25 protein-coding genes and 2 pseudogenes are annotated in these 26,351 nt (G+C 56.0%); 20 read left to right on the plus strand and 7 right to left on the minus strand.

Annotated elements, in window-relative coordinates; genetic code table 11:
• The 11 genes from ABWH92_RS13000 (at position 1) to ABWH92_RS13050 (ending at position 10,725) form a co-directional block, all read left to right on the plus strand.
• Positions 1–792, plus strand: a complete 792-nt coding sequence (locus tag ABWH92_RS13000; RefSeq protein WP_375569014.1) for an ABC transporter permease — start codon at positions 1–3, stop codon at positions 790–792.
• On the plus strand, positions 789–1,802 hold the full coding sequence (locus ABWH92_RS13005; RefSeq protein WP_375569015.1) for an ABC transporter ATP-binding protein: 1,014 nt from the start codon (positions 789–791) through the stop codon (positions 1,800–1,802). Before ABWH92_RS13000 ends, ABWH92_RS13005 begins: the two co-directional genes overlap by 4 nt.
• A 23-nt stretch (positions 1,803–1,825) precedes the next feature.
• Positions 1,826–2,635 (plus strand): phosphodiesterase, encoded by an 810-nt coding sequence (locus tag ABWH92_RS13010; RefSeq protein WP_375569017.1) that lies wholly within the window; start codon positions 1,826–1,828, stop codon positions 2,633–2,635.
• A 96-nt stretch (positions 2,636–2,731) separates the two neighbouring features.
• A complete protein-coding gene (locus ABWH92_RS13015) occupies positions 2,732–3,040 on the plus strand; it encodes a Dabb family protein (protein WP_375569019.1) in 309 nt (102 codons plus the stop codon).
• Positions 3,041–3,114: 74 nt separating this feature from the next.
• A complete protein-coding gene (locus tag ABWH92_RS13020; RefSeq protein WP_375569020.1) occupies positions 3,115–4,149 on the plus strand; it encodes a LacI family DNA-binding transcriptional regulator in 1,035 nt (344 codons plus the stop codon).
• A 154-nt stretch (positions 4,150–4,303) separates the two neighbouring features.
• Positions 4,304–5,569, plus strand: a complete 1,266-nt coding sequence (locus ABWH92_RS13025; protein ID WP_375574242.1) for an ABC transporter substrate-binding protein — start codon at positions 4,304–4,306, stop codon at positions 5,567–5,569.
• A 151-nt stretch (positions 5,570–5,720) separates the two neighbouring features.
• A complete protein-coding gene (locus tag ABWH92_RS13030; protein ID WP_375569022.1) occupies positions 5,721–6,599 on the plus strand; it encodes a carbohydrate ABC transporter permease in 879 nt (292 codons plus the stop codon).
• A 13-nt stretch (positions 6,600–6,612) separates the two neighbouring features.
• Positions 6,613–7,443, plus strand: coding sequence for a carbohydrate ABC transporter permease (locus tag ABWH92_RS13035; RefSeq protein WP_375569024.1), 831 nt, complete (start codon positions 6,613–6,615; stop codon positions 7,441–7,443).
• A gap of 11 nt (positions 7,444–7,454) precedes the next feature.
• Positions 7,455–8,459 carry an ABC transporter ATP-binding protein gene (locus ABWH92_RS13040; RefSeq protein WP_375569026.1) on the plus strand — a complete coding sequence of 335 codons (1,005 nt, stop codon included), beginning with the start codon at positions 7,455–7,457 and terminating at the stop codon, positions 8,457–8,459.
• Positions 8,456–9,229, plus strand: a complete 774-nt coding sequence (locus ABWH92_RS13045) for an L-iditol 2-dehydrogenase (RefSeq protein ID WP_375569028.1) — start codon at positions 8,456–8,458, stop codon at positions 9,227–9,229. Before ABWH92_RS13040 ends, ABWH92_RS13045 begins: the two co-directional genes overlap by 4 nt.
• A complete protein-coding gene (locus ABWH92_RS13050) occupies positions 9,217–10,725 on the plus strand; it encodes a mannitol dehydrogenase family protein (RefSeq protein ID WP_375569030.1) in 1,509 nt (502 codons plus the stop codon). Before ABWH92_RS13045 ends, ABWH92_RS13050 begins: the two co-directional genes overlap by 13 nt.
• Positions 10,726–10,730: 5 nt before the next feature.
• Here ABWH92_RS13050 and ABWH92_RS13055 read toward each other — a convergent pair whose 3' ends face one another.
• A complete protein-coding gene (locus ABWH92_RS13055; protein ID WP_375569032.1) occupies positions 10,731–11,717 on the minus strand; it encodes a LacI family DNA-binding transcriptional regulator in 987 nt (328 codons plus the stop codon).
• A gap of 248 nt (positions 11,718–11,965) precedes the next feature.
• Between ABWH92_RS13055 and ABWH92_RS13060 the strand changes: the two genes are divergently transcribed.
• The 9 genes and pseudogenes from ABWH92_RS13060 (at position 11,966) to ABWH92_RS13100 (ending at position 21,177) form a co-directional block, all read left to right on the plus strand.
• The gene (locus ABWH92_RS13060; RefSeq protein WP_375569034.1) at positions 11,966–13,072 is read left to right on the plus strand and encodes a sugar ABC transporter substrate-binding protein; all 1,107 of its coding nucleotides are present in this window, start codon (positions 11,966–11,968) and stop codon (positions 13,070–13,072) included.
• Positions 13,073–13,192: 120 nt separating this feature from the next.
• Positions 13,193–14,713 (plus strand): sugar ABC transporter ATP-binding protein, encoded by a 1,521-nt coding sequence (locus ABWH92_RS13065; protein WP_375569036.1) that lies wholly within the window; start codon positions 13,193–13,195, stop codon positions 14,711–14,713.
• A gap of 1 nt (position 14,714) precedes the next feature.
• Complete coding sequence (locus ABWH92_RS13070) at positions 14,715–15,680, plus strand: ABC transporter permease (protein WP_375569038.1); 966 nt, start codon at positions 14,715–14,717, stop codon at positions 15,678–15,680.
• Positions 15,677–16,642, plus strand: a complete 966-nt coding sequence (locus tag ABWH92_RS13075; protein WP_375569040.1) for an ABC transporter permease — start codon at positions 15,677–15,679, stop codon at positions 16,640–16,642. The genes ABWH92_RS13070 and ABWH92_RS13075 overlap by 4 nt, the downstream gene beginning before the upstream one ends.
• Positions 16,639–17,583, plus strand: coding sequence for an SMP-30/gluconolactonase/LRE family protein (locus tag ABWH92_RS13080; protein WP_375569042.1), 945 nt, complete (start codon positions 16,639–16,641; stop codon positions 17,581–17,583). Before ABWH92_RS13075 ends, ABWH92_RS13080 begins: the two co-directional genes overlap by 4 nt.
• On the plus strand, positions 17,583–18,506 hold the full coding sequence (ltnD, locus tag ABWH92_RS13085; protein ID WP_375569044.1) for an L-threonate dehydrogenase: 924 nt from the start codon (positions 17,583–17,585) through the stop codon (positions 18,504–18,506). Before ABWH92_RS13080 ends, ltnD begins: the two co-directional genes overlap by 1 nt.
• Positions 18,503–19,772 (plus strand): annotated as a pseudogene (gene otnK, locus ABWH92_RS13090) (3-oxo-tetronate kinase). The gene ltnD and the pseudogene otnK overlap by 4 nt, the downstream one beginning before the upstream one ends.
• A complete protein-coding gene (locus tag ABWH92_RS13095) occupies positions 19,769–20,416 on the plus strand; it encodes an aldolase (protein WP_375569046.1) in 648 nt (215 codons plus the stop codon). The pseudogene otnK and the gene ABWH92_RS13095 overlap by 4 nt, the downstream one beginning before the upstream one ends.
• Positions 20,413–21,177 (plus strand): hydroxypyruvate isomerase family protein, encoded by a 765-nt coding sequence (locus tag ABWH92_RS13100; RefSeq protein WP_375569048.1) that lies wholly within the window; start codon positions 20,413–20,415, stop codon positions 21,175–21,177. The genes ABWH92_RS13095 and ABWH92_RS13100 overlap by 4 nt, the downstream gene beginning before the upstream one ends.
• A 21-nt stretch (positions 21,178–21,198) precedes the next feature.
• Here ABWH92_RS13100 and ABWH92_RS13105 read toward each other — a convergent pair whose 3' ends face one another.
• The 6 genes and pseudogenes from ABWH92_RS13105 to ABWH92_RS13130 form a co-directional block, all read right to left on the minus strand.
• Positions 21,199–21,963, minus strand: a complete 765-nt coding sequence (locus ABWH92_RS13105; RefSeq protein ID WP_375569050.1) for a glutamine amidotransferase — start codon at positions 21,961–21,963, stop codon at positions 21,199–21,201.
• Between the two features lies 1 nt (position 21,964).
• Positions 21,965–23,026 (minus strand): annotated as a pseudogene (locus ABWH92_RS13110) (phosphotriesterase).
• A complete protein-coding gene (locus ABWH92_RS13115) occupies positions 23,023–23,610 on the minus strand; it encodes a TenA family protein (protein WP_375574243.1) in 588 nt (195 codons plus the stop codon). The pseudogene ABWH92_RS13110 and the gene ABWH92_RS13115 overlap by 4 nt, the downstream one beginning before the upstream one ends.
• 47 nt (positions 23,611–23,657) lie before the next feature.
• A complete protein-coding gene (locus tag ABWH92_RS13120) occupies positions 23,658–24,506 on the minus strand; it encodes a BtpA/SgcQ family protein (protein WP_375569052.1) in 849 nt (282 codons plus the stop codon).
• Positions 24,507–24,557: 51 nt separating this feature from the next.
• Positions 24,558–25,559 carry an ABC transporter permease gene (locus ABWH92_RS13125; protein WP_375569054.1) on the minus strand — a complete coding sequence of 334 codons (1,002 nt, stop codon included), beginning with the start codon at positions 25,557–25,559 and terminating at the stop codon, positions 24,558–24,560.
• Positions 25,556–26,344: an ATP-binding cassette domain-containing protein gene (locus ABWH92_RS13130; RefSeq protein ID WP_375569056.1), complete on the minus strand. Its 789-nt coding sequence runs from the start codon at positions 26,342–26,344 to the stop codon at positions 25,556–25,558. The genes ABWH92_RS13125 and ABWH92_RS13130 overlap by 4 nt, the downstream gene beginning before the upstream one ends.
• Positions 26,345–26,351: the final 7 nt, after the last annotated feature.

Genomic DNA, 26,351 nt, shown 5'->3' on the forward strand with positions numbered 1-26,351 from the left:
ATGGCACGCACCCTTCAAATCATCGTCACGCTTGCGGCGTGCCTTTTCCTCTTCGTTCCGACACTTCTATCGGTTCTGGCTGGCCTTACCCGGAACTATTTTCAAGGCCTCTCCTCTGGTTTGACGCTGCGCTGGGTGGGCGAAGTTTGGGTGCTTTATGCTGACAGCATCTTTCTATCTATCGGCATTGCGTTGGCTTGCCTCGTTTGCACGCTGATACTTGGCGTGCCCGCCGGTTACGCCTTGGCGCGTAATCCCGGTCGCTGGAGCCGTGTTCTGGAAGAGTTCATCTCACTGCCCTTGGCGGTGCCGGGTCTCGCCCTAGCACTCGCACTGTTGCAGCTTTACGGCACGATGCGCGGCTTTCGTGTTTCATGGACGTTCATCCTTGTCGGCCACGTGCTCTACACTCTGCCGTTCATGGTGCGATCGGTTCTTGCCGTTCTGTCCGCCATTGACCTGAAAACCCTAGAAGAGGGCGCGGCCTCGCTTGGCGCACCACCCTGGCGGAGGTTCATCGATATCGTTGTACCGAACGCGACGCCCGGCATTCTGGCCGGTGCATTGACTGTGGTGACGCTCTCCATCGGTGAGTTCAATCTCACCTGGATGCTGCATACGCCCTTTCTCAAAACGCTGCCCGTTGGTCTGGCGGACAGTTACGCCTCGATGCGCCTTGAGATCGCCTCGGCCTACACGCTTGTTTTCTTTATCATGATCGTTCCACTGCTGGTTGCCATGCAGTGGGCGAGCGCCAAAGCTCAGAAATGGGCAGGAGCCATCAACCCATGACCATTTCTCTCACCGGGTGCGCCAAGACCTTTCCCGATGGCACGCGGGCGCTTTTGCCAACAGACCTTGCTGTTGGTGATAGCGAGATTGTTGCTCTTCTTGGACCCTCTGGCTGCGGAAAAACCACGCTGCTGCGTCTAATCGCTGGACTTGAAACGCCTGATTCCGGTGGCCGGATTCAATTAGGTGAAGAGGATGTTACGGCCTTACCTGTCGAGTCGCGCCGGGTGGGCATTGTGTTCCAGAACTATGCGCTCTTTCCCAATATGAGCGTGCGGGCGAACATCGCCTACGGCCTGAAAATGCAGAAGCAGCCACGCGCAACGATCACCGCGCGCGTTGATGAGGTGATGGGACTTTGCCGCCTTGAAGGGCTGGCAGATCGCGCCAACACCATGTTGTCTGGAGGTCAGAAACAGCGTGTTGCGTTAGCACGTGCGGTCGCGCCGCGTCCGAAACTTTTGCTGTTGGATGAGCCCTTGTCGGCGCTTGACGCAGCTTTGCGCGAGGTTCTGCGCGATGAGCTTGCCGGTTTGTTGCGTACCATCGGAACAACGGCAATTTTCGTCACGCACGATCAAAGTGAGGCGCTTGCCATTGCTGACCGTATCGCGGTGATGAACACTGGTCGTATCGAACAGATCGGCACACCAATGACGCTTTATCAGCAACCGGCGTCACCTTTCGTGGCCAGTTTTGTCGGCCATGCGGTGCCGCTGGATGGCAAAGCTGAAGGTGATGAGTGGGTGACTGGTGCCGGGCGGTTCCGGACACGCGAACCTGCTGGTAACCGCAAAGTGTTTGTGCGCCCGGAAAGCTTGATGGTCGATGAGACGGGGAGCCTTTCAGGGACAGTGGCTGCAACCACCTTCATGGGCACCCATCACCGTGTGCTTGTTGCAGGTCTTAATCCTGCGCCGATCCCGGCCACCTATCGCGGTAGCACGCCACCACAACGTGGTCAGCCCGTGCGCCTGGCGATCAACGCCGATGAGGCCCTTCTTCTCTAGTTTCACGGACTGCATCAACTGACATGACCACTATCCTTCAACTTTCTGATACTCACATCGTCAGCGCTGGTGAGCGCGCCTATGGCGTGGTCGATACCGCCACGGCTTTGGCTGACGGCGTTGCTGTCATCAAGCAGATCGCACCGCAGCTAGGGGCCATCGACGCGATTGTTGTGACCGGTGATCTGACAGATTTCGGAAAGCCGGACGAATACGCACGCTTCCTCGACCTGACGCGTGATCTGCCAGCACCAGTGTTTGCTGTCCCGGGTAACCACGATAGGCGCGAGCCTATGCGTGCTGCGTTCTCAAGCCAAACCTGGATGCCGTCCGATGGCCCGATCCAATGGCTGTTGGCGTTTGATGATTTTGCAGTCATAGGTCTCGATACGCTGGTCGAAGGGCAGGGCAGTGGCGCGCTTTGCACACAGGGGCTGACATTCCTAAAAGCTGCACTCGATGGATTGTCGCCCAAGCCGGTAATGATAGCGGTTCACCATCCGCCGTTTCTCACGGGCATTCCAACGATGGATGCGCAGGGTTTTGACAATCGCGATGCGTTGCTCTCGATGCTCGGTGATTATGATGGAGAGGTCCAGATTATCTGTGGCCATGTGCATCGTATGGTCGTGAGCCGGCTTGGTACCATCCCGGCCACAATCGCGCCGGGGACCTCGCACGCGGTGAAACTGGAGTTTCGCGCTGAAGAGCCCAACAGTCTGATGCTGGAACCGCCGGGTATGCTGCTGCACCGATGGATTGGATCAGGTTTTCAGTCGCACCTTGTGCATCTAGGTGACTTTGAAGGCCCGTATCCGTTCTACAGCTATTGATCAAAGGCTCGCCGGTTGCGTGGTTGCCTTGAGATTTCAATGCGTTCCGTGTTTCTTTGGTTCAGATTCAGACTCGTGCTGATCAAAGGAATGTCGATGTTAAAACACTGTGTGTTCGTGAATTTCAAACCAGACTGTTCGCAGATCGAACGGGACAAGGTGTTGGCTGGGTTTGCTGCTGTAGCCGATGACGTTCCTGGTATGCTCGACTATTGCTACGGGCCGAACCTTGACTATGAGAACAAGTCAGACGCCTACCGCGATGGTTTCATTGTGACCTTCGCCGACAGGGATGCGCATCTGGCCTATGAAAACCACCCTTTGCATCGAGAGCTCGGCGCCAGGATGGTTGATATGTGCGTCGGCGGCCATGATGGCATCATCGTGTTTGATCTGCACGTTTAGGGCTTTTCATAAGATCGACCGAGCCGAGGCGCGATCATTTGGCATGGAGCGGTTTGCTGGTTTAGAACGTCGCGATGTCTGATACCAAGATCAAAACTATGGAAGAGTTTGCCAGCGTCAGCGGCTTGTCGCGGCCAACGGTTTCTAAATATTTTTTCGATGCAAGCAGCGTGCGTAAATCGACGCGCGCCAAGATCGAAGAGGCGTTGGAGCGTTACGACTATACGCCCAACATGTATGCGGTGAACCAGAACCGTAGATTGACCCGTACGGTGGGCATCTTGGTGCCATTTTTGGCCGATCCCTTTTTCGCTGAGATCGCCCGCACCATTGAGCGGTTGTGCCACAATGCTGGCTTTCGCCCGATTGTCTTCAGCTCACATGGCGAACCCGAGCTTGAAGTTGATAATCTCAAAAGCTTGCTGGCGATGAAGCCTGCTGGTGCGTTGCTTGCGCCGCTTGGGCGTTTGTCCGACCAAGAGGCGCTTTCGAGCTTTTGTGATGATGTGCCTTCGGTTTTGTTTGACAGCAACATTGAGAATTTGGGTGAGGGGTTTGTCGGCCTCGACAATGATCAGAGTATCGGTGCGATCGTCAGGTATCTCTGTGAATCAGGAGAGCCACCTTGCTTTTTTGAAGGACGGTCAGCGCCGAACCCAAACGTTCGTTCCAAGCTGCGGGCCTACAAGAAGACCATGCAAGACCTGGGGCATGAGGCGCACATCGTATATGCCGATGGCGAAGGCTGGGACTTCGAAGCGATTGGGTATCAGGCTGGCATCAAGGCCCTGCGCGAGCGGGCTTTCTCATCCAATACCGTGCTTTGCGGCAATGATCGGTTGGCTGTTGGCTTCCTTGCTGCCGCTTATGAAGAGGGGCTGCGCGTTGGCCGCGGTGATGGGTGTGCTTTGCGTGTGGCAGGCCATGATGACCATCCGTTTTCACGCTTCACATGTCCTCCACTTACGACGGTTTCTCAGGATTTCGACGCTATCGCCGCGCGTAGTGTGGAGCTTTTAACAGGGCTTTTTGATGATCATTCTGAGCGCCCAACCGACAGGAAAACAACACTTTTTCATGGTCGGTTGGTGATACGCGCCTCGGCCTGATGAGATGTCTTAATTTTACGCGCGTAAAATTTTAATTGACACGCTCGAATTTTCATCAGTACGCTGCTCCCCCTAAAAACAAACAAATGTCCCGGGAGGAGACACCATGTCTTTTGCATCGAAGCTGTGCACAGCCACAGCTCTGACGTTGATCATGTCTGGCGGCGTTGCAGTCGCACAAGACGCTACGATCACCATCGCCACGGTCAACAATGGCGATATGATCCGTATGCAGGGCTACACCGACCAATTTACTGAGCAAACTGGTATCGCTGTGGAGTGGGTGACGCTCGAAGAGAACGTTCTTCGCCAGCGCGTCACAACTGACATCACCACCAATGGCGGCCAGTTCGATATCATGACCATCGGCATGTACGAGACCCCAATTTGGGGTGCCAATGAATGGCTGATTCCGCTGGACGACCTGTCAGCTGAATACAATGTTGATGACATCCTGCCCGCGATGCGCGACGGCCTATCGCATGATGGAACACTTTATGCCGCACCTTTCTACGGCGAAAGCTCGATGGTGATGTACCGCACAGACTTGATGGAAGCTGCTGGCCTGGAAATGCCAACGGCGCCGACATGGGAGTTCATCCGCGAAGCGGCTGCGGCGATGACTGACCGCGACAACGACATCAACGGTATCTGCCTGCGTGGCAAGGCCGGTTGGGGTGAGGGCGGTGCTTTCATCACGGTAACAGCAAACTCATTTGGGGCGCGTTGGTTCGATGAGGACTGGAATGCTCAGTTCGATCAACCCGAATGGGCTGAAGCGCTGAACTTCTTCGTCGGCATGATGGAAGAGTCCGGCCCTCCAGGATATGCCACCAACGGCTTCAACGAGAATCTCTCGCTCTTCCAGCAGGGCAAGTGCGGCATGTGGATTGATGCCACGGTTGCAGCGTCCTTTGTGACCAACCCGAACGACTCCACTGTGGCTGACAGCGTTGGTTTTGCTCTTGCACCAGACACTGGCCTTGGTAAGCGCTCCAACTGGTTGTGGGCTTGGGCTTTGGCGATCCCCGCTGGTACGCAGCAAGAAGAGGCTGCCAAAACGTTCATCGAGTGGGCAACATCCAGTGACTATATTGAGCTGGTGGCCGAAAATGAGGGTTGGGCCAATGTTCCTCCTGGCGCACGCACCTCGCTCTACGAGACCCCTGAGTACCAAGAGGTTCCGTTTGCTCAGATGACGTTGGACTCGATCAACGCGGCGGACCCGACCAATCCAACAGTCGATCCGGTGCCTTATGTTGGTATTCAGTTTGTCGCGATCCCTGAGTTTGCTGGGATTGCCACAGAGGTCAGCCAGGAGTTCTCGGCTGCCTATGCAGGCCAGCAAAGTGTGGAAGAAGCCTTGGAGAAAGCCCAGGCTCTGACAAACGACGCGATGGAAGCCGCCGGCTACCGCTAAGCGCCGTGTGACACACGCGAGGGGCGGTTTTCCTCCTCCGCCCCTCGATCCTTACCGTACCACCCAATACCCTTCATCATGCCTCCGTCGGGTGATGTCGTCTTCTGTCGGCAATCCCGTCAACGAAAGAAGTGTATCCGGAAGTCGCACCATGGCCACCAAAGCATCCCGATCCGCCGCCCGCATTATGATGGCGCCCGCTGTGATCCTCCTTCTTGGTTGGATGCTGGTGCCGTTGACGATGACGCTCTACTTCTCGTTCAAACGGTATCTGCCACTGCGCGGAGACAGCCTTGAGCGTGGCCTCGACTGGGTGGGTTTTGAAAACTACGCCCGCTTTCTTTCTTCCAGCTCGTTCTGGCCAAGTGTTCAGACAACCCTGATCATGGTTGGCGGCGTGCTGCTGATCACTGTCGTGCTCGGTGTGCTGTTGGCGTTGCTGCTCGACCAGCCCTTCTGGGGGCAGGGGGTGGTGCGCATCCTGGTAATTGCGCCTTTTTTCGTGATGCCAACCGTTTCTGCATTGGTTTGGAAAAACATGTTCATGGATCCCGTGAATGGGATCTTGGCGCACCTTTGGCGGTTTTTCGGGGCTGAGCCGGTCTCTTGGTTGTCAGATGCCTCGCTTCAATCAGTGATTATGATCGTTTCCTGGCAATGGCTTCCGTTCGCCACGTTGATTTTGCTGACAGCCATTCAGTCGCTTGATGGCGAGCAGCTTGAAGCCGCTGAGATGGATGGTGCGCCAGCGCTCAAGCGCTTTTGGTTCATCATCCTGCCGCACCTTTCTCGGGCGATCACCATCGTGGTCCTCATCCAGACGATTTTTCTGCTCTCAATCTTTGCGGAAATCTTTGTCACCACCGGCGGTGCGTTTGGCACACGCACGCTGACCTACCTGATCTTCCAACGCGTCATTGACAGCCAGAATATCGGGCTGGGATCGGCAGGTGGTGTCTACGCCATCATCCTCGCCAACATCGTTGCGATCTTCTTGATGCGCATCGTCGGCAAGAACTTGGATAAGTAGGGGAGAGACGACGATGGCACGCTCGGTCACAACACAGCGCAAAATCTTCACCACGGCCCTGGCTTGGGGTGTTGGTCTGCTGATTTTCTTCCCGATCTATTGGACGATCCTGACCAGCTTCAAAACCGAAGCACAGGCGATCAATGATCCGCCGCTGTTCTTCTTCTTCGATTGGACATTGGAAAACTATGCCGTCGTTCAGGAACGTTCCGACTATATGCGCTTCCTCTGGAACTCGGTGATTGTTGCGGGTGGATCAACCTTGCTTGGCATCATCATTGCGGTCCCAGCTGCTTGGTCTATGGCGTTTGTTCCGTCAAAGGCCACCAAAGACATTCTTCTTTGGATGCTTTCCACCAAAATGCTTCCGGCGGTCGGTGTGCTTTACCCGATCTCGTTGATCTTCATTCAGCTGGGGCTGCTCGATACACGCATTGGGCTGGTGGTTGTGCTGATGCTCATCAACCTGCCGATCATCGTGTGGATGCTCTACACCTATTTCCGCGAGATACCTGGAGAAATCCTGGAAGCAGCGCGCATGGATGGCGCCGGGTTGAAAGAGGAAATTCTTTTCGTGCTCACGCCAATGGCGATCCCCGGCATTGCTTCGACTATCTTGCTCAATTTCATCTTGGCGTGGAACGAGGCGTTTTGGACGTTGAACCTCACCGCCGCTTCGGCAGCTCCTCTGACAGCGTTCATTGCCAGCTATTCCAGCCCGGAAGGCTTGTTCTTTGCCAAGCTTTCGGCGGCATCCACGATGGCCATCGCGCCAATCCTCATCCTCGGCTGGTTCAGCCAAAAGCAACTTGTGCGCGGCCTCACCTTCGGCGCGGTTAAATAGGGACAATCACAATGGGAAACATCGTTCTCGACAAAGTGGAAAAGTCCTTTGGCAATGTGAAGGTGATCCATCCACTCGATCTGGATATCAACGATGGCGAGTTTGTCGTCTTCGTTGGTCCGTCCGGCTGCGGCAAGTCCACGCTATTGCGGCTGATTGCGGGGTTGGAAGACATGACAGGCGGCTCCATCCGCATTGATGGTACCGATGCGACCAACGTGCCGCCGGCCAAGCGCGGCTTGGCGATGGTGTTCCAGTCTTACGCCCTTTACCCGCATATGAGCGTGCGCAAAAACATCGCTTTCCCGCTGCGGATGGCAGGCCTCGACCAGGCAGAGCAAAACAAGCGAGTTGAGCAAGCTGCTGCCGTTCTCAACCTCACAGACTATCTTGATCGTCGCCCCGCGGCTCTTTCAGGCGGTCAGCGCCAGCGTGTTGCGATTGGCCGCGCGATTGTGCGCGAGCCATCTGCCTTCCTGTTCGACGAGCCGCTTTCTAACCTAGATGCGGCGCTGCGCGTTGGTATGCGCCTGGAAATCAGCGAGATGCATGAGCGTCTGAAAACCACGATGATCTACGTGACCCACGATCAGGTCGAAGCCATGACCATGGCGGACAAAATTGTGGTGCTACAAGCTGGGCGGATTGAACAGGTTGGCAGTCCACTTGAGCTATACCGTTCGCCGCGCAATCGTTTTGTCGCCGGATTTATCGGCTCGCCCAAAATGAACTTCTTGGAAGGCGAGGAAGCCAGCAAGCACGGCGCACACGCCATCGGCATTCGACCTGAGCATATTGTTACATCTTCCACAGAGGGCACGTGGCAGGGTCGCATTGGCGTTTCAGAACATCTGGGTTCTGACACCTTCTTCCATGTGCATATGGAAGGGCGCTCTGAGCCGATAACGGTGCGCGCCGGTGGCGAAGTCGACATGCATCATGGCGACACGATCTACCTCACGCCCGATGCTGAGCGTATTCACCGTTTCGATGCCGAAGGACTACGCATCGAATGAATTGGTTGGAAGGCAAGTGCGCGCTGATAACAGGCGCGGCGCGCGGTATCGGCTTTGCCTTCGCGCAAGCGTATGCACGCGAAGGCGCGCGGGTTGTTATCGCTGACATCGACAAGGAAGCTGCTCAGAAAGCGGCGGAGACGCTTGGGTCTGCGGCAACTGCCGTTGCAATGGATGTGAGCGATCAGCGCAGCGTTACAGAAGGCGTGGATGCCGCGGTTGATGCGATGGGCCGCATCGATGTTCTCATCAACAATGCTGCGATTTTCTCCGCGGCGCCAATTGTTGATATCGAACCGGCAGACTTTCAGCGGGTGTTCGCTATCAACGTCGCTGGCACCTTGTTTGCGCTGCAGGCCGTTGCTCGCCATATGATCGCGCGCGGCGGCGGAGGCAAAATCATCAATATTGCAAGTCAAGCTGGACGCCGCGGTGAGCCGCTGGTGGCGGTCTATTGCGCCAGTAAAGCTGCTGTTATCAGCCTCACCCAGTCGGCGGGCCTTGATCTCATCAAACACGGCATCAATGTGAATGCGATTTCACCAGGCGTGGTTGATGGCGACCATTGGGACGGCGTCGATGCATTTTTTGCAAAACTGGAGAACAAGGCCCCCGGTCAGAAGAAAAACGAAGTTGGTGAGGGTGTTCCTTTTGGTCGAATGGGCACCGCCGACGACCTGACGGGCATGGCCGTTTTTCTTGCCAGCGATGAAGCCGACTACATCGTCGCGCAGACCTACAATGTGGATGGCGGTCAATGGATGAGTTGATCACGCTGTCCAGTGCCACTCTCAGTCAGCTCCCAGCACGCGTGGAGCGCCCGCTTTACCAGCGGTCTGATCTCAAACCGGGGATTGTGCATATCGGTGTTGGGAATTTTCACCGCGCCCATCAAGCTTGGTATTTGCACCGCTTGATGCAGACGGGTGAAGCCTATGAATGGGCCATATTGGGCGCGGGGGTTCGCCACTATGATGCGGTGATGCGCGAAAGGCTTTTAGCGCAAGACTGTCTGACCACCCTTGTGGAGTTGGACCCTGCTGGATCCTCAGCCGAGGTTGTTGGGTCCATGGTGGACTATCTGCCGGTTGAAGAAGGCCACGCCGGTCTCATATCGGCCATGGCGCAACCCTCGGTTCGCATTATCAGTCTTACGGTGACGGAGGGGGGGTATTATCTTGATCCGGCCACCAATCAGTTCGACACATCTCATGCTGATATCCAGCGCGATGCGGTCTCGCTTGAAAAGCCGATTACTGCTTTTGGAGCGATCATTGCAGCGCTGAAAAGCCGTCGCCAGACGGGTGCTGGACCAGTCAGTATTCTCAGCTGCGACAATCTTCAGGGCAATGGTGCGATTGCGCGCCAGGCGGTGGTATCGCTTGCGCGTCTTCATGATCCTGATCTGGCGATTTGGATCGATCAGACATGCACCTTTCCTAACTCAATGGTGGATTGCATCGTGCCGGCCACTGGGCCCAATGAACTCTCGCTGGTGCGGGAGTTAGGCATTGATGATGCTGTCCCAGTGACCCACGAAAACTTTCGCCAATGGGTGATTGAGGATGATTTTTGCGCGGGACGTCCGGACTTAGATAAGGTTGGTGTCACGTTTGCTCGTGATGTGCATGCGTATGAGGCTATGAAGCTACGGATGCTCAACGCTGGGCATCAGGTGCTTGCCAATGTGGGCGAGATACTTGGGCTTGAAACCATCGCCGACTGTATGGCGCACGCTGGTGTTTGCGATTTTTTTCGAAAAGTGCAGCAAGATGAGATCATTCCACGGGTTGAGCCAGTTCCTGAGATGAGCCCACAGCACTATCTCGATCTGATCTCAAAGCGTTTTGCCAACCCGTCGATCAAAGATACCACGCGCAGGGTGGCGTTTGATGGTTCCTCACGCCATACAGGCTTTGTTCTGCCAATTATCCGGGATGCTCTGGCAGTGGGCGGTGAGGTGTCTGGTCTGGCTCTGGTTGAGGCGTTTTGGGCGCGTATGTGTTTTGGAACGCGTGAAGATGGTTCGGCGATCGAGGCGAACGACCCCAACTGGTCATCCCTACTTGCAGCTGCTCAATCAGCCCGGGATAGGCCAGGCGTCTGGCTCGACCAGCAGGCGATCTATGGAGAGCTCGGACAAGCTCCCGTTTTTTCTTCGGCCTTTGAACATTGGTTGACGCTGATCTGGCAGCAGGGCACACGTGCAGCGCTTGAGACCTATTGTGCAGAACTCGCCTACCAACGAGAGCAGCAACAAGCCTAGGACCCTTAACTTGTTTCCCCGCGCACTATGGTCGTGCCGAGGTCTACCAGCTGACCATCCATCTGCTGCGCACCGCTCACATACTGCCCGGCTTGAAAGCCGATATCGTAACGTGGTGTGCGTGTGGTGGTGACTTTCAGAGGCATGGACTGCAGGAAGTTGAGGCCGTTAAAGCCGGCGATTGCAACGTCATCAGGAACGCTGATTGCGTCAGCGATACAATGCATCAGACCACCGCAAGCGAGGTCATCATTGGCGTAGTAGATGGCCTCCGGTGGTGTGCCGTCGGATAAGACGTCTGCGGTGAGACTACGGCCAACCACCATGGATGATGGCTCATCGGATTGGCGTTCGGCCACCAGCTGAGCGCCGTTTCGTTCGATTGTTTCCACAAAAGCGTTGCGTCTTTTGGCGGCGCGCAAATCCAAATCGACCTGGCTACCGACATAGCCAAAGCGCCGATAGCCTTTGTCCAAAAGATGCTCGGCCATTTCCACGCCCGCTCGAACCTGAGAGAAACCAAAGCAAGCCGCATGTTCGCCCTGCAGCGGTTGTCCGTCGATATCCATGATTTGAGCTGTGCGGATACCAGAGGCTTCCACCATCCTGCGGACCGGTTCGCTTTGCTCTAGGCCGGGCAAGATGAGGCCCATGGGGCGCCAGGAGAGCAGGTCTTCGACCAGAGCAGCCTCGGTTTCAGTGGAGTACTCCGATACACCAAACACCGGCTGGACGCTGGAGGAGGCGAGGGCCTGTGTGATGCCAGTCAGAACTTCGGTGAACACGCGGTTGCCCAGCGTTGGAAGCACAACGCCAACAAGCGCATTTTTTTCACCAGCAAGACCGCCAGCAATGCGGTTATGAACATAGCCAAGCTTAGCTGAGGCGCTTTGCACCCGCTCAACAATGTCTTGGCTGACATAACCGGTTTTGCGCATGACACGCGAAACGGTCATTTGGCTAACATCGGCGAGCCGAGCAACGTCGCTCATCGTCGGTCTGCGCGCGACTGACCCGACCCCTTTTTTGCTCACCATGTGACCTTGCCCCCTCGGTTTGCAGACAGACCATTTTTCACGGTTGAAAGTCTAGCCTTGACATATGTTTGCGCAATCATGAGTATGGCCTGGCAAATGTGTTTGCGCTAACATAACAAGATAGACGTATGCGCTGTCAAACATGCAAGCCGCCATCACGGCGCTACACAAACAAAAATATCCAATGGTCCTGGGAGGACACAATGAAACCAATCGCTCTTACCGCTGCCGTGCTGATGGCAGGTACCATCGCTGGCTCAATGCTTCTCAGCAAGCCCGCCGCAGCTGATGATCACGAAACGCATCGCGCTGAGTGCTTTGCCCCAGCTCCAGATTCCGCCGTTATCGAGTACGATGAGCGCGAAGGGCCTTACCGCATCGCTTTTGTCAACGGCTTTGCCGGCAATGACTGGCGCATCCAGGCCATCCAGTCCGCTCAGGCTTGGGCGGCGCGTCCGGAAAACGCTGCCAACTTGGAAGAGTTTGATGTCGTCTCGGTTGGTGATGATAGCGCCGCCCAGATTGCGGCCATCGATAACTTCATTGCCGCTGGTTACGACGCCATCACCTTCATTGCTGTTAACCCAACCGCGTTTGAAGGCGTTATTCGCCGCGCGGATCGGGCAGGGACCATTCTTGTGCCGTTCGACAACGTTCTCGACACCGATCAGGTTGTGCAGGTGAACGAAAGTCAGTTTGCTCTCGGTCGCTTGAAAGCAGAGACGGTGATGAATGAGCTTGGCGGGGAAGCCGACAAGATCCTGATGGTCAACGGTTTGCCAGGCAATGCTACCGACCGTGATCGTCGTTTGGGCATGATGAGCGTGCTTGAAGAGGTTGATGGTCTTGAGATTGTTGAGGTCGTTGGCAATTGGGACACGGGTACCAGCCAGAGGGTTGTTGCTGATGCTTTGGCAACCCATGGTCAGTTTGATGGCGTGGTCTCACAGCACGGCTCGGCAGGCACCATCAATGCGATGCTGGCTGCTGATCACCCTATCGTGCCGATGGGCGTGGATGGCGAAAATGGTGTGCGCATCTTGATGGATGAGCATGATATTCCTGGCATCTCAGCAAGTCAGGCGCCTGCTATGTCCGCTATTGCGCTGGAAGCTGCGGTGGCGCTGCTTCAGGGCAACGCATTGCCGCAAACTATCTTCTTGCCGATTCCGCAAGTACCTGCCGCTGACTTGGAAGCAGGGGTGAACTATTTCCCCGATCTGCCAAACTCGTTCAACACCGGCACGGGCTTTGCCGAGTGCTTTGAACCGTTCTCCCCCGAAGAGCTGCTTGGCCAAAGCGTCGAGTAAGCTAAGCGCAAGAGTGGCACCCCAGGATGGGGTGCCACTCTTGCGCATAGCATTGACCAAGGCTCTAGAACGCCATGACTGTGGTTGTTTGAACAGTTTCGATCTTTGACGAGAGAAAGAATGTCCAAAACACAAACACCCTTGGTGCGTCTGTCGAGTACGTCGAAGTTCTACGGCCCAACCGCTGCGCTCAGCGACGTGGACTTTGACTGTCATGCCGGCGAAATTCACGCCATTCTGGGTGAGAACGGAGCGGGCAAGTCGACACTGATGAAGTTGATCGCAGGTGTGATCGAGCCAAGTGAAGGGTCGATTTTTGTCGACGGTAAAGAGCAAAAGCTTTCCTCACCGCGCGCTGCGATGGACCTCGGTCTCATCTGCATGTTCCAGGAGCTCTCGCTGGTACCGGATTTGACCGTTCGCGATAACTTATTGCTGGGCGCACCTGGCATTGGCCTTGGGCGATTGAAGGCAGATGGATTGGAGCGCGCGCGGTCAATCCTCGATCAGATCGATGGTGCCTCGATCTCGTTTCAAGCCCTTGTCGCTGATCTAACGCTCGCCGAGCGTCAACAGGTTGAGTTTGCCAAGGCGCTCAGCCGTGCGCCGCGTTTGTTGATTCTGGATGAAGCAACCTCAGCGCTCAACGCATCGGTTGTCGAGAAGGTCTTTGAGATTGTCCGCCAAGAGCGCGACAATGGTACCGGTGTTCTGTTTATTTCACACCGTTTCCACGAGATTGAGGCGCTGGCTGACACCATCTCCGTGTTTCGCAATGGCAAGCATATCGATACCTTTGCCAATGGTGCTTACGACTATCCGGCAATCATCGATAAGATGGTTGGCCAGTCGTTTGATGAGCTTTTCCCACCCAAACCCGAGCCAAACCCTAGTGCGCAGGCAGTTCTGCGTCTGGAAAATTTCGGCTGGGACGGTGAGATACATGATGTCTCCTTGTCTCTGCGTGCCGGTCAGATCACCGGCCTTGGCGGCCTGGATGGTCAAGGACAGATGCTGGTGCTGCAAGGACTGTTTGGTCTGTTGAAGCAGACCGACGGTGCCGTCACGATGGATGGAAAGTCTCTTGATCTCGGGTCACCTAAAGACGCCAAGGCACCGGATGTTGGCATTGCTCTGGTGCCAGAGGATCGCAAGACCGAGGGTCTGATCCTTGCGCAATCGATCCGCCAAAACATGGAACTGGCCGCAACCAGCCGATCAGGAGACGATGCGCCAGGTGAGGGCAGCTTTCAGGCTTTTATCGAAGCGCTAGAGTTGAAGTGCCGCAGCCTGGATCAGCCGGTTGAAGACCTTTCCGGGGGGAACCAGCAGAAGGTTGCCCTGATCAAGTGGCTGGTGCTTTCACCGAAGTGTTTGCTGCTCGCCGATCCTACACGCGGCATCGATGTGAAGACCAAGACGCAGATTTACGCGCTCTTGCGTAAGCTTGCCGATGACGGCGTAGCGGTTCTTCTGCTTAGCACCGATTACGAAGAGCTGCTCCATCTTTGTGATGAGGTGCATATATTCTACGCTGGTAGAGTCGTGAACCGTTTATCTGGCGATGATCTGACCGCCGAAAACATCATTGCGTCTTCGCTGAACCTTGGGCTGACGCAGACCATGGAGGATGCGGCCTAAGATGCGTCATTTCCTTCAATCCAACCGACGCGAGCTGATTGCCTTTGCCATCTTGGTCGTTGCATTGATCGCGTATCTTGCCACGCATCCGCGCGGGCCATCGACGTATGTTATGACCATATGGGCCAACCAGTGTCTTGTGCTTGCGTTGGCGGCGATCGCACAATTTTTCGTGGTCCTCGTTCGCGGTATTGACTTGTCCGTTGGTGCGATGATGGCGCTGACCAACACGGTTGCTTCCTACGTCCTTGCGGGAAGCGGGTTGGGTCTGTTCGGTGGGACGCTCTTGGTGCTCGCGGTTGGCACGGCGTGCGGCACCATCAATGGTTTGATCGTCGTCTATGGACGCATTCAACCAATCATTGTGACATTGGCAACCGCATCGATCTACGTGGGTTTCGCGCTGCTTTTGCGTCCGACGCCAGGCGGCAGTATAAATTTCGACCTTGCCGATGCCATGACGCTGGATGTGCTCGGTGTTCCCACCGCGCTCGTCATACTGGCGATTATCATTGGCGCGTTCTGGTTGCCGCTGCGCCGCAGTGGCCTTGGCCTTTCGATCTACGCACTGGGATCGTCTGAAACGGCCGCGTACCAGTCGGGTATCCCGATCAACACGGTGCGCATTGCTGCGTTTGCACTGGGCGGCTTCTTTGCCGGGCTCGCTGGCACTTACTTCAGCTATGTCACAACGACAGGTGATGCTGGTATTTCAGCAAACTTCACACTCAATTCCATCGCAGCAGTGGTGCTGGGCGGCGTTGCGCTTAGTGGGGGTGTCGGTAGCTTGATCGGCGCTGTCATTGGAGCGTTCATCCTAGAAACCATTGCGTTCTTGATGTTTTTCTCCGGACTACCGCCATTGGCACAACCCTTCGTGGAGGGGTTGGTGCTCGCCACAGCCATTGCTGTCGGTAGCCTCGCGATTTTGCGTCAACGCAACCGCTTGGAGGCCTTCCGGCGATGACAACGCTTTCTCTCAAACGGCCAAGCTTTGATCTTGATGCTGCCATTCCGTTTTTGGCGACGGCCGCCATCATCATCATTGGTTCGTTTTTCGTGCCGCGCTTTTTGAGCCTGGATTATCTACTGCAGCAGTTACAGGTTGCATCCTTCCTCGGCGTTTTGGCGCTCGGCGCAACCGTGGTGATCTTGCTTGGCCATATCGATCTGTCGGTGCCCTGGGTTCTCGGCGGAGCGGCGATCATATCCACCGCTTTGGTTGGTACAGACAGTGCCGTATTGGGCGCGATTGCTGTGCCCGCTGCGCTTCTTTTTGGCGTGCTGGTGGGCATCGTCAATGGCGTTGGGGTTGCGGTGTTTCGTATTCCCTCGATGGTATGGACCCTGGCAGTCAACTCCATGTTGCTTGGGGTGGCCGTGCTCAACACCGGTGGCTTCAGCCCGCGCGGTGTTGCTTCGCCACTCATGATTGAAGCTGCCACCGGCACGGTTGCTGGCGTACCATTTGCCTTTCTCCTTTGGATGGCCGTCGCGCTGGTTCTGGGGTTCTTCTTTTCGCTGACAGGCTTTGGCCGCTATCTCTCTTCGATTGGATACAATGAGAAGGCGACGTTTTTGTCTGGTGTCTCGACACCTAGCGTGATCTTCGCCGCGTTCATGATTGCGGGCGCCTGCTCGGCTTTGGGCGGCGTTCTTTTGGCTGGCTATGCCAACCAAGCTTACCAGTCGATGGGTGATCCGTTCTTGCTGCCTACCATCGCGGCGGTCGTCATTGGTGGCACGTCGATCCTAGGTGGTCGCGGATCGTTGGTCGGCACCATTGGCGGTGTTCTTTTTATCACGATCCTAACGTCCATTCTCTCGGTGTTTCAAATCTCCGAGGCGTGGCGGAACATCATTTTCGGAAGCATCATCATCATCATGCTGCTGTTCCAAACCCTTCGGAGAAAAGGAACGCGTGCATGAGTGTTGCCTATGAGACTGTTGATCCGCTCTTTGAGAGCTTCGTTGATATCACCACCCCACCGGAGGTGATTGCGAAGGGTTGCAAATGGACTGAGGGGCCGGTTTGGTTGAATGACGGTCTGTATTTCAACGACATCCCCAACAAAAAGATGCTGCGCTGGACCGAAAGGACCGGTGTTCGAATTGCCCTTGAAAACAGTGAGTTCGCCAATGGCAACACGCTGGATTTGAATGGCCAGATGATCTCCTGCGAGCATGGCGGTCGCCGCGTCGTGCGTCGTGCTGTGCCCGAGGATTCTGACAGTATCGATGTGATCGCTAGCCGCTTTGGCGGTAAACCTCTGAACTCGCCCAATGATGTCGTTGTGCGTTCGGATGGTTCGGTTTGGTTCACCGATCCACCCTATGGGATCAACAGCGATGTAGAAGGGTATTTGGCCAACAGCGAACAAGCTGGCTGTTTTGTGTATTGTGTCTCAACGGATGGCCGCTTGCATGCTGTTGCCACCGATTTCGACAAGCCAAACGGTTTGGCTTTCTCGCCAGATGAAAAGCGCCTCTACATCGCTGATTCCGGTGCGATCAAAGGAGCTAGCTTTCCTGGCATCGACTACGGCTTGCCCCATCATATCCGGGTGTTTGATGTGGATGGCGTCACGCTCTCAGGCGGCGAGGTGTTCGCCGAGATACATCCTGGCGTGCCCGATGGCCTGCGGGTTGATCATGAAGGTTATGTCTGGACATCAGCGATGGATGGCATCCGCTGTCTAGACACCGATGGAGGCTTGATGGGTAAGATCATTCTGCCTGCGGCTACGTCCAATCTTTGCTTCGGTGGCGAGTATGGCGCCGATATGTTCATCACGTCCTCGGACAAAGTTTACCGCGTGCGCACCACGCGACGTGACGCAGCAAGCGTTGCGCGCGCAGGGCAGGCGTGATGGCAAGTTCAACTGAGACGCCCCCCACCAGCGCTGTGATCGGCCTCGGTTCTATGGGTTGGGGGGCGGCTATATCGTTGTTGCGAGCCGGCTTGCCGACGATTGGTGTGGACTTGCGTCAGGATGTGCTTTTGCGTCTCCAGCAGGCTGGTGGGGTTGCTGCCCTAACGCCGTCAGAAGCCGCCCAAAGCGCTGACATCGTGTTTGTGTTTGTTGTTAATGAAGCGCAGACCCGGCAGGTGCTTTTTGGAGAGAGAGGCGCTGTCGACGCCGCACGGCGTGGCACGGTGTTTGTGCTTTGCGTGACCATGCCGCCAAGTGCCGCTCAGGATATTGCCCATGATCTGGCCGAACGTGGCATGCTGGTGATTGACGCACCTGTATCAGGTGGATCGCTGAAAGCGGAAGCCGGCGACATGACCATGATGACGTCTGGATCACCTGAGGCGTTCTCCAAGGCCGAACCAGCAATGGCTGCGATCTCTGGGAAGGTGTTTCGCTTGGGCGATGCGCCGGGGATTGGCAGCCGGGTGAAGATGATCAACCAACTGCTTGCCGGTGTTCACATTGCAGCAGCGGCCGAGGCGATGAGCCTTGGGGCCAGCATCGGCGTTGAACTGGACACTCTCTACAAGGTTATCCGCGAGAGCGCTGGCAACTCGTGGATGTTTGAAAATCGCGGCGCTCACATCGTGACCGGTGATTACACGCCGCATTCAGCGGTCGATATCTTTGTCAAAGATCTGGGCATTGTCTCCAACGAGGCCAAAGGCCAAGCGTTTCCAACGCCGATGACGCAAGCTGCGCTGAGCCTTTTTGAAGAAGCAAGCCTTGCTGGCATGGGCGCTGAAGATGATGCAGCGGTTGCGAAATTGCTGGCGCGTAAGGGCAAAGTAACACTGCCTGGTATGGAGGATTTATGAGCATTCGTTTGGGCTGCATTGCTGATGATTTCACTGGTGCGACCGACCTGGCTGGCCTGTTGGCACGCAGTGGCGCACCGGTTAGCTTGCGCATCGGCGTGCCGGATGAGCCACCTAGCGAAACAGCCCCATTTGAAGTGATCGCCCTTAAATGCCGTACCGCTCCAGTTGAGGAAGCTGTGCTGGAGTGCCGCCGCGCGCTTGCCTGGTTGCAACAAGCAGGTGCCAAGCATTTCTTCTGGAAGTACTGCTCGACTTTCAACTCGACCTCAGAGGGCAATATCGGTCCGGTTTCTGAAGCCTTGATGGCTGATCTCGGGACCGATCAAACCATCTATTGTCCTGCCTTTCCAGAAAATGGTCGGTCGATCTTTATGGGCAATTTGTTTGTTGGCCAGCAGCCGCTTGCGGAAAGCCCAATGAAAGATCATCCGCTCACACCCATGCACGATAGCAATCTGATGCGCCTGCTTGAACCCCAGGTGACCAAATCTGTGGGGTTGGTGGATCGACTAACGGTTGCCAAGGGTTCACAGGCCATCGGCTCGGCTCTCGAAGAACTGAAAGCCGATGGTGTCGCTCATATTGTGGTCGATGCTGTGGCTGATGAGGATCTCAGCCTCATTGCTGAAGCGTGCCACGCCATGCCCCTGCTAACTGGTGGCAGTGCTTTGGCTATGCCTTTGCCGGCCTTGTACGCTGCTCAAGGTATGAGTGATGTAACAAGCGGTGACACTAAAAAACCGCACGTAGACGCGCCTTCTATCATTCTATCTGGCAGCTGCTCTGCCATGACACGCAACCAAGTTGCGCAATACGCAGCACAAGCGCCGTCGTTTCACCTTGATCCACACATTTTGGCTACCGAAGGGCCGACCCAGGCATTGGCTTGGCTTGCTGCCCAAAGCCGGGGGGCAGCACCCATGCTCTATGCATCTGCTGAACCGGAAGACGTGAGATCAGCGCAGGATGCGTTGGGTGTCGAGCGCGCCGGACAATTGGTGGAAGATGCGTTGGCGACCCTTGCGGTCGCAGCGCGTGAGAAGGGGGTTCGCCGCTTTGTCGTTGCAGGAGGTGAAACCTCAGGCGCTGTTACCAAAGCACTTGGAGTTACGCGGCTTGATATCGGGGTTGAGATTGCTCCTGGAGTGCCCTGGACGTACAGCCAGAGTGCAGGGGTGCCCATCGCTTTAGACTCTGAAGTCTGGCAATTTTGGCTCTGAAACGTTTTTTAGCCACGCCCTTGATCTCTTGGAGGCGACATGAGCGAAGCCAAACTACGCGAACAGATGTGTTTGCTTGCCAAGTCCATGTTTGACCGTGGATTGACCGGTGGCAGCACCGGCAACATCTCGGCGCGCACGCCAGACGGTGGTTTGCTGGTTTCGCCCACCGGTACCAGCTTTGGCCGTCTTGATCCGGGGCGGCTTAGCCGGTTCGATGCGCAGGGCACGCTTATCGATGGTGATCCACCAACCAAAGAGATGCCGCTGCACACAGCGTTTTACGACACGCGCAGTACGGCTGGTGCCGTCGTTCACCTTCACTCATGCCATTCGGTTGCTTGGTCACTGATGCCGGAGGTGGATGAAGACAATTTTCTGCCACCGCTGACGCCTTACGCGATCATGAAATTGGGCAAAGTGAAGCTTCTCCCGTTCTTTTTGCCTGGCGATCCGGCGATGGGCGAGGCTGTTCGCGGTTTGGCAGGAAAGCGCTCCGCTGTGATGCTGGCCAACCATGGACCCGTTGTTGCTGGCAAGGACATCGAGGCGGCCTGCAATGCCATCGAAGAATTCGAAGACATGGCTCGTTTGGCCGTTTTGATGCGCGGGTTTGAGGCCCGTATGCTGACGGCGGAACAGATTGATGGCTTGGTCACCAAGTTCAACGTGGAGTGGGAGGCATGATTTTTTCGGCCAATCTGGGATTTCTGTGGACCGAACTGTCCTTGCCGGATGCCATACGCGCTGCCAAACGCGCTGGGTTTGACGCGGTGGAGTGCCACTGGCCCTACGACACGCCTGCCGAGCAGGTGGTGCAGGCGCTGAGCGAGACTGGGCTCGCAATGCTTGGGCTCAATACGAACCGCGGCAACACTGGCGCGGGCGACAATGGGTTGTCGGCACTGCCGGGTCGTGAAGCGGAAGCACGGGCAGCGATCGATCAAGCCATTGATTACGCTCATGCTATCGGTGCGGGCAAGGTGCACGTAATGGCGGGTTTTGCCAGTGGCCCAGATGCCCATGCCACATTTGTTGAAAATCTGCGGTACGCGTGTGCCAAAGCAGAGCAGCTTGATATCGGTCTCCTTGTTGAGCCGCTCAATCGGTACGATGCGCCGGACTATTTTTTGCAAACCACTGAGCAAGCTGTCGCCATCATCGACGAAGTCAGCTCAGACGCGCTGCATCTCATGTTTGATTGCTACCACGTTCAGCTGATGGAGGGAGATATTACCAATCGGCTCAAGAGCTTGATGCCGCGCATCGGCCACATCCAATTCGCCTCGGTGCCAGATCGCGGTGCGCCTGATCACGGTGAGGTCGACTATGGATACATCTTCAAATTGCTCGACACGTTGGGCTATCGCAAGCCGTTGGGTGCGGAGTACAAGCCAGGCGGCGATACGGACGCAACGTTAGGATGGTTGCGGTCGGTAAAAGCCTGATTGGCTTTTTATCGCGAACCATCAGCGGGCGGCGGCCCAATGGATCATGTTTGCAAAAAGCGTCTTGTAGCCTGGCCATGCGAGGAAAGCTGGGGGCAGCCAGTGTTCGCTCATGTCTGATGTCCAAGCCACTGTGCGCCCTTCGCCGTGCTGGCCCGTGACCAGCAATGGTAGGCTGCGCTGCGCTTCAGGAAGCTCAAGCACGCATTCGATGCCTGGTTCGGTTTTCTGTTCCACCTCATTAACGCCCAGCAGGTAAGGCCAGTCACCCGTAATGCCTGATAGGATAGGGTGATCAGGTGCTTTGACCACAGGCTTTGCTCCTTCTGGAATCTCCAAACGATCATCGCTGGGAAGGCAGGTAACTGGCAGCGCCTTTTCAACCGCTGTTTTGTGCCAGCGCGCTCGGCCATCAATGCCTTGGAAGGAGAAGTAGCCGCCGATCATGATGAGACCGCCACCTTTGCGCGTCCACTCTTCAATGAGGGCGATGCGATTGGCGACACGCTCGCCGCGCAACCAGACATCGGGATGCAAAAGCAACGTGTTGGCGCCGATATCCGATAGGATGATCACATCGTAGTCGCTGAGGCCTTCCAGCGTTGTCGGAAAGGCTTCAGCGGCCTCATGTGCTTGCATGTTGGTCACGTTCAGACCAGCGTCTTTCATGTCGGATAGAAACTGTTTGGCGCCGGTATGAAAGGTCACACTGCCGAACTGATCAAAGCCTTTGAAGTGTGTGGCTGCGCTAACCCAGCTTTCACCGACAAGCAGTACGTTGGTCATTCTAGTGTCCTTCATTTGTTCGTTGCAGAAGCGCCCGCCGAGGATTGTCCACCATCAGGAGATGCAGGTCTTGTGAGCTGAGGCCTAGCCGTTTCAAAAGGGGCAGCACATAGCGCGACACATGGGCATAGCCGTTGCCGCCATAGGCACAGAGCATCATTTTTAGAAAAACATCCTGCGAAAGCAGGACTTGCTCGCCAAAGCCATCCGCAAAAAGCGCGGCGATGGCTTAAGTCGTTTGCTCATCGCTTGGACATTGGACCTTTTGGTCATCGTACCAATAGTCCATGCCCATCATGTCATATTCGATGTAGGCGCCACGTCGTGCGAGCAGGCGTTGGTACTGGCGGTCAGCATGGCTGGGGTTCATATGGCAAAGGATGACCCGGTCCAGCGGCTGGCCATATTTCTCGATCTCATCAAGCACCTCGTGCGCTAGGCGTTCCCAGCCTGGCAGATGCACCATGAGCGGGAGGCCAGTGCGCAAAGCACCAAGCGCTGAGCCGCGCAGCACTTTGCGCTCCTCGTCCGTGAAGTCAGCCGAAACACCAATCTCACCGATCAAGCCGATACGAGCGCCGCTTTGACCCACACCATTCTCAGCTTCAAAGACCAGTTCGTCGGCTACATCCTCCGCAGACATCGTTGCCAGGTGTTCTGGATGGGAAGCTTGAAGATAGTATCCTGATCCCATGATGACGTTGAGACCAGTCGCTTGGGCAATGCGTTGTAGGGCCTCTGGATTGCGGCCAATACCCTGGCAGGTTGGATCGACTATCGTGCGGCCACCCTCTGCGGTGAAGAGGCCCAGTTCTTCGATGGCGAGCGCTTCGTCATCCAGGGCGCAGTTGTGTCTGTTGGCGAAAGGGTCGTTTCGCAGTTGCCAAAGGATGTTTGGGCTCACTGGCACATCGCGCACAGGCGAAGTGAACTGTGGGTCATGACCCCGCCACCAGCACGTGCAATCGTTCAAGATGTGTTCATGGATCAACGTTTGTCCAAGATCATTGGCCTTTACTGGACCAAGGACGGTCATCACGCTGTCTGAAAAGTGGTGTGTCATGACGGGTCGGCTTCTTCATAGGGCGCGTGATGGAATGCAATTTCCAACTCTGTCACTTTGGCAAAGATGGTGGACAGGCGTGAGAGATCGCTTGCGTTGCCATAGCGGTCGATCGCCTGTTTCAGCCACATGGCCTGCGCTGCGAAGGTGTCGTCTACATGCAGGGCGATCCAGGTTTTTAGGTCTGGATTGGAAATCTGGCAGGTGATGGCTCGCTTGCTCCACGACCAGTACATCCATTCGGCGGCAAACATGGCTGTGGCGATATCAAGAAAATCGCCTTGTTTTGCCAGTTCGTGCATGCCGTTGTCGAACGCAGCAGCCTGCGGGGGGAGATCGGCAAGCTGTGTGATGTTGAGGGTTTGATAGCGCTCTTCAAAGTACGGGATTTGCTCGTTGGCGAGTGCGTCCAGTACACCGATCATCCAGCGGCTGGCTTCCATGTCAGGAGCGCGCGCAACCGCGTAGGCAAAGATGGCGATGGCAGTTTCAACGAACGCGCCTTCATAGGCAACGTATCGTTGAAACACGTCTGGGGGGAGACGGTCTGCACAAACATCTTCGACAAAGCGATGGTTTAGCATCACATTCAAGATGCTTTCATTGGCTCGCAGTATTTCGTCTGACAGGCTCACTCAGCGACCTCAATTGCGGGTTTGGCGGCCTCAACAAAGGAACCTACACGATTGACCTCAACCGGGTTCCACCACACACCGCCTTCTTTCAGCGAGGACGCGACAATGACCGCGTCTGCAATGCTGAGAATTGATACGATGTTGTTGGCGGTTACGCCGGAGCCAACCAGGACGGGGAGGTTGGTGGCGCTTGCCACGTCTTCCAACTCTTCCAGCGTTGCACTGTTACCGGTGCGTTGCCCCGTGGCGATCACCGCATCCACATCGAAAAAAGCAAGGTCACGTGTGAGCTCGGCAACCGAGCGATCAGAAACAATGGCATGGCTACCGTGCTTTACATGGGCATCGGCAAACACGCGAATATGTTCGCCACGCAAAGCCGATCGGTAGCGCATCGCCTCGGCTGCGCGTCCTTCCATGAAGCCTTCATTGGCCACATAGGCATTGGCCCATTGGTTCACGCGAATGAATTCTGCTCCCGCTGCACGTGCTATTGCAAAGGCGGGCACAGGCGCATTGGCCAGTACATTGATGCCCATTGGAACATCGAAGTTGCGACGGATACGATCCGTCACCACAGCGAGAAAGCCGGTTGTTTCCGGCCCGATGTCTTCAGGTTTGGCAAACGGTACATCGCCATGATTTTCGACAATCAATCCGTGCATTCCGTTGGAGATCAAGGCGTCAGCATCACGCATGCATGCGTCGTAGATCGCTTCCATGGCCTCACCGCGATAGCGTGGACTGCCTGGAAAAGGCGGGCAATGGATCATGCCGATCAAGGCTTTGGGGCGCCCAAAGATGTCTTGGATCGCGTTACCGTCATTGCTCGAGATGGTTTGCATAAACTGTCCAGTTTGAAGGCCGTTTGATCTGCTTGCGCAGGTATTGAGCCATCATTTTTTTCGTTTGAAAGAGAAGGATGCGGTGAAAATACGCGTGTTTAGCCAGATGGCGATCAGGATGATTGTGCCTGTCACTATCTGTGTGAAGAATGGCGATATATGCATCAGGATCAGACCATTGCCGATGACAGCAATGGTCAGCGCCCCCAACACTGTGCCCAAGATGGACCCGCGCCCGCCAAACAGCGATGTGCCACCGAGCACAACCGCAGCAATGACCTGAAGCTCAAAGCCGACAGCGGCATTGGATGAACCCGAGCCCAGGCGCGCTGCTATCAGAAGACCTGCAATGGCTGCGGCAACGCCGGTGAGCATGTAGACTGACGTGATGGTCCAGCGCGCTGGCATTCCCACACGCCGTGCAGCTTCAGGGTTGGAGCCGACAGCGATGACCCTGCGACCATAGAGATTGCGGCTAAGGATCAGCCAACCGATACCAGCGATGGCTAACGCGATGATGGCAGGCACCGGGATCCCCATCAGCGTCCCGCGCCCCAAGGCGAAGAAGCCTGGAACATTTGAGATGGGGATGGAGTAGCCCTGGGTCATGTAGAGAGCCAGGCCGCGCAAAATGGAAAGACCTGCCAGCGTGACGATGAAAGCTGGAATGCCTTGGTAGGCGACGAACCAACCTTGCGCAAAACCAATGAAGGCGCCCAGAGCCAACATGGCTATGATCACCACCGGCCAGGGTACCCCCATCATCAAGATGAGCGCAGCGGCTGCATTGATCAGCGCAACCTGCGATCCAACCGACAGATCGATGCCGGCAGTGATGATGACGAACGTCATCGCGGTGGCCACAATCAAGATTGGCGCGGCTTGCCGCAAGATGTTGAGGATATTGCCTGTGGTCAGGAACACGTCTGTCGATACTGAGAAAAAGACCGCACAGACCGCGAAAAAGAAGGCGATGGAGAGGACCTGAGCATGCTCGGCAATGAAGTCGGCGGCGGCTGAGCCTTGCCCGCGCTCGGTGTAGTTGACGCTCAAAGTTCTTCCCCTTTGCCAACAATCAGCTTCACGAGGTCTTCAAGGTCGGTTTCTTCAATGCGGCGTTCAGCCACTTTTGTACCCTCGTACATAACGGCGATCTTGTCGCAAACTCGGAACAGGTCTTGGAGGCGATGGGTGATGAGGATCACCGAGACACCACGCTCTTTGACGCGGTTGATAAGGCGAAGCACGGCTTCAACTTCAGCCACGGCGAGAGCCGATGTCGGCTCATCCATGATCAACACTCGTGGATCAAAAGATGCTGCTCGGGCAATGGCAATGGCTTGGCGCTGACCACCGGAAAGCTGGGCGACCTTGGCGTTGAGTTTTGGAATGCGGATATCAAGCTCATCCAGCATCTCGCGGGCGTGGGTTTTCATCGCGGCGTTGTTGAGGAACGAGAACTTTGTTTCTTCACGCCCAAGAAACAGATTGCCCATCACATCGATATGGTCGCAGAGGCTAAGGTCTTGAAAGACCATCTCGATTTGCCGCGCACGCGCGTCCGATGGGCTGGTGAAGTGGACCTCTTCACCATCAATGGCGATAGAGCCGCCGTCGGCTATGTACGTGCCAGAAATGATCTTGGTCAGTGTCGATTTGCCCGCGGCATTGTCACCGATCAGACCAACACACTCTCCTGGCGCGATATCCAGATCAACGCCGCGCAGAGCTTCGATGGAACCGAAGGTTTTGCGGATGTCTTTCAACGCGATGCGCGGGACATTCAATGTCCCGGAGGGCGTGAGGCCCTCCGGGGATGATGTTTGTGGGGACGTCATTGCGCCG

The organism is Ahrensia marina, from assembly GCF_042140245.1.
Classification (GTDB): domain Bacteria; phylum Pseudomonadota; class Alphaproteobacteria; order Rhizobiales; family MH13; genus MH13.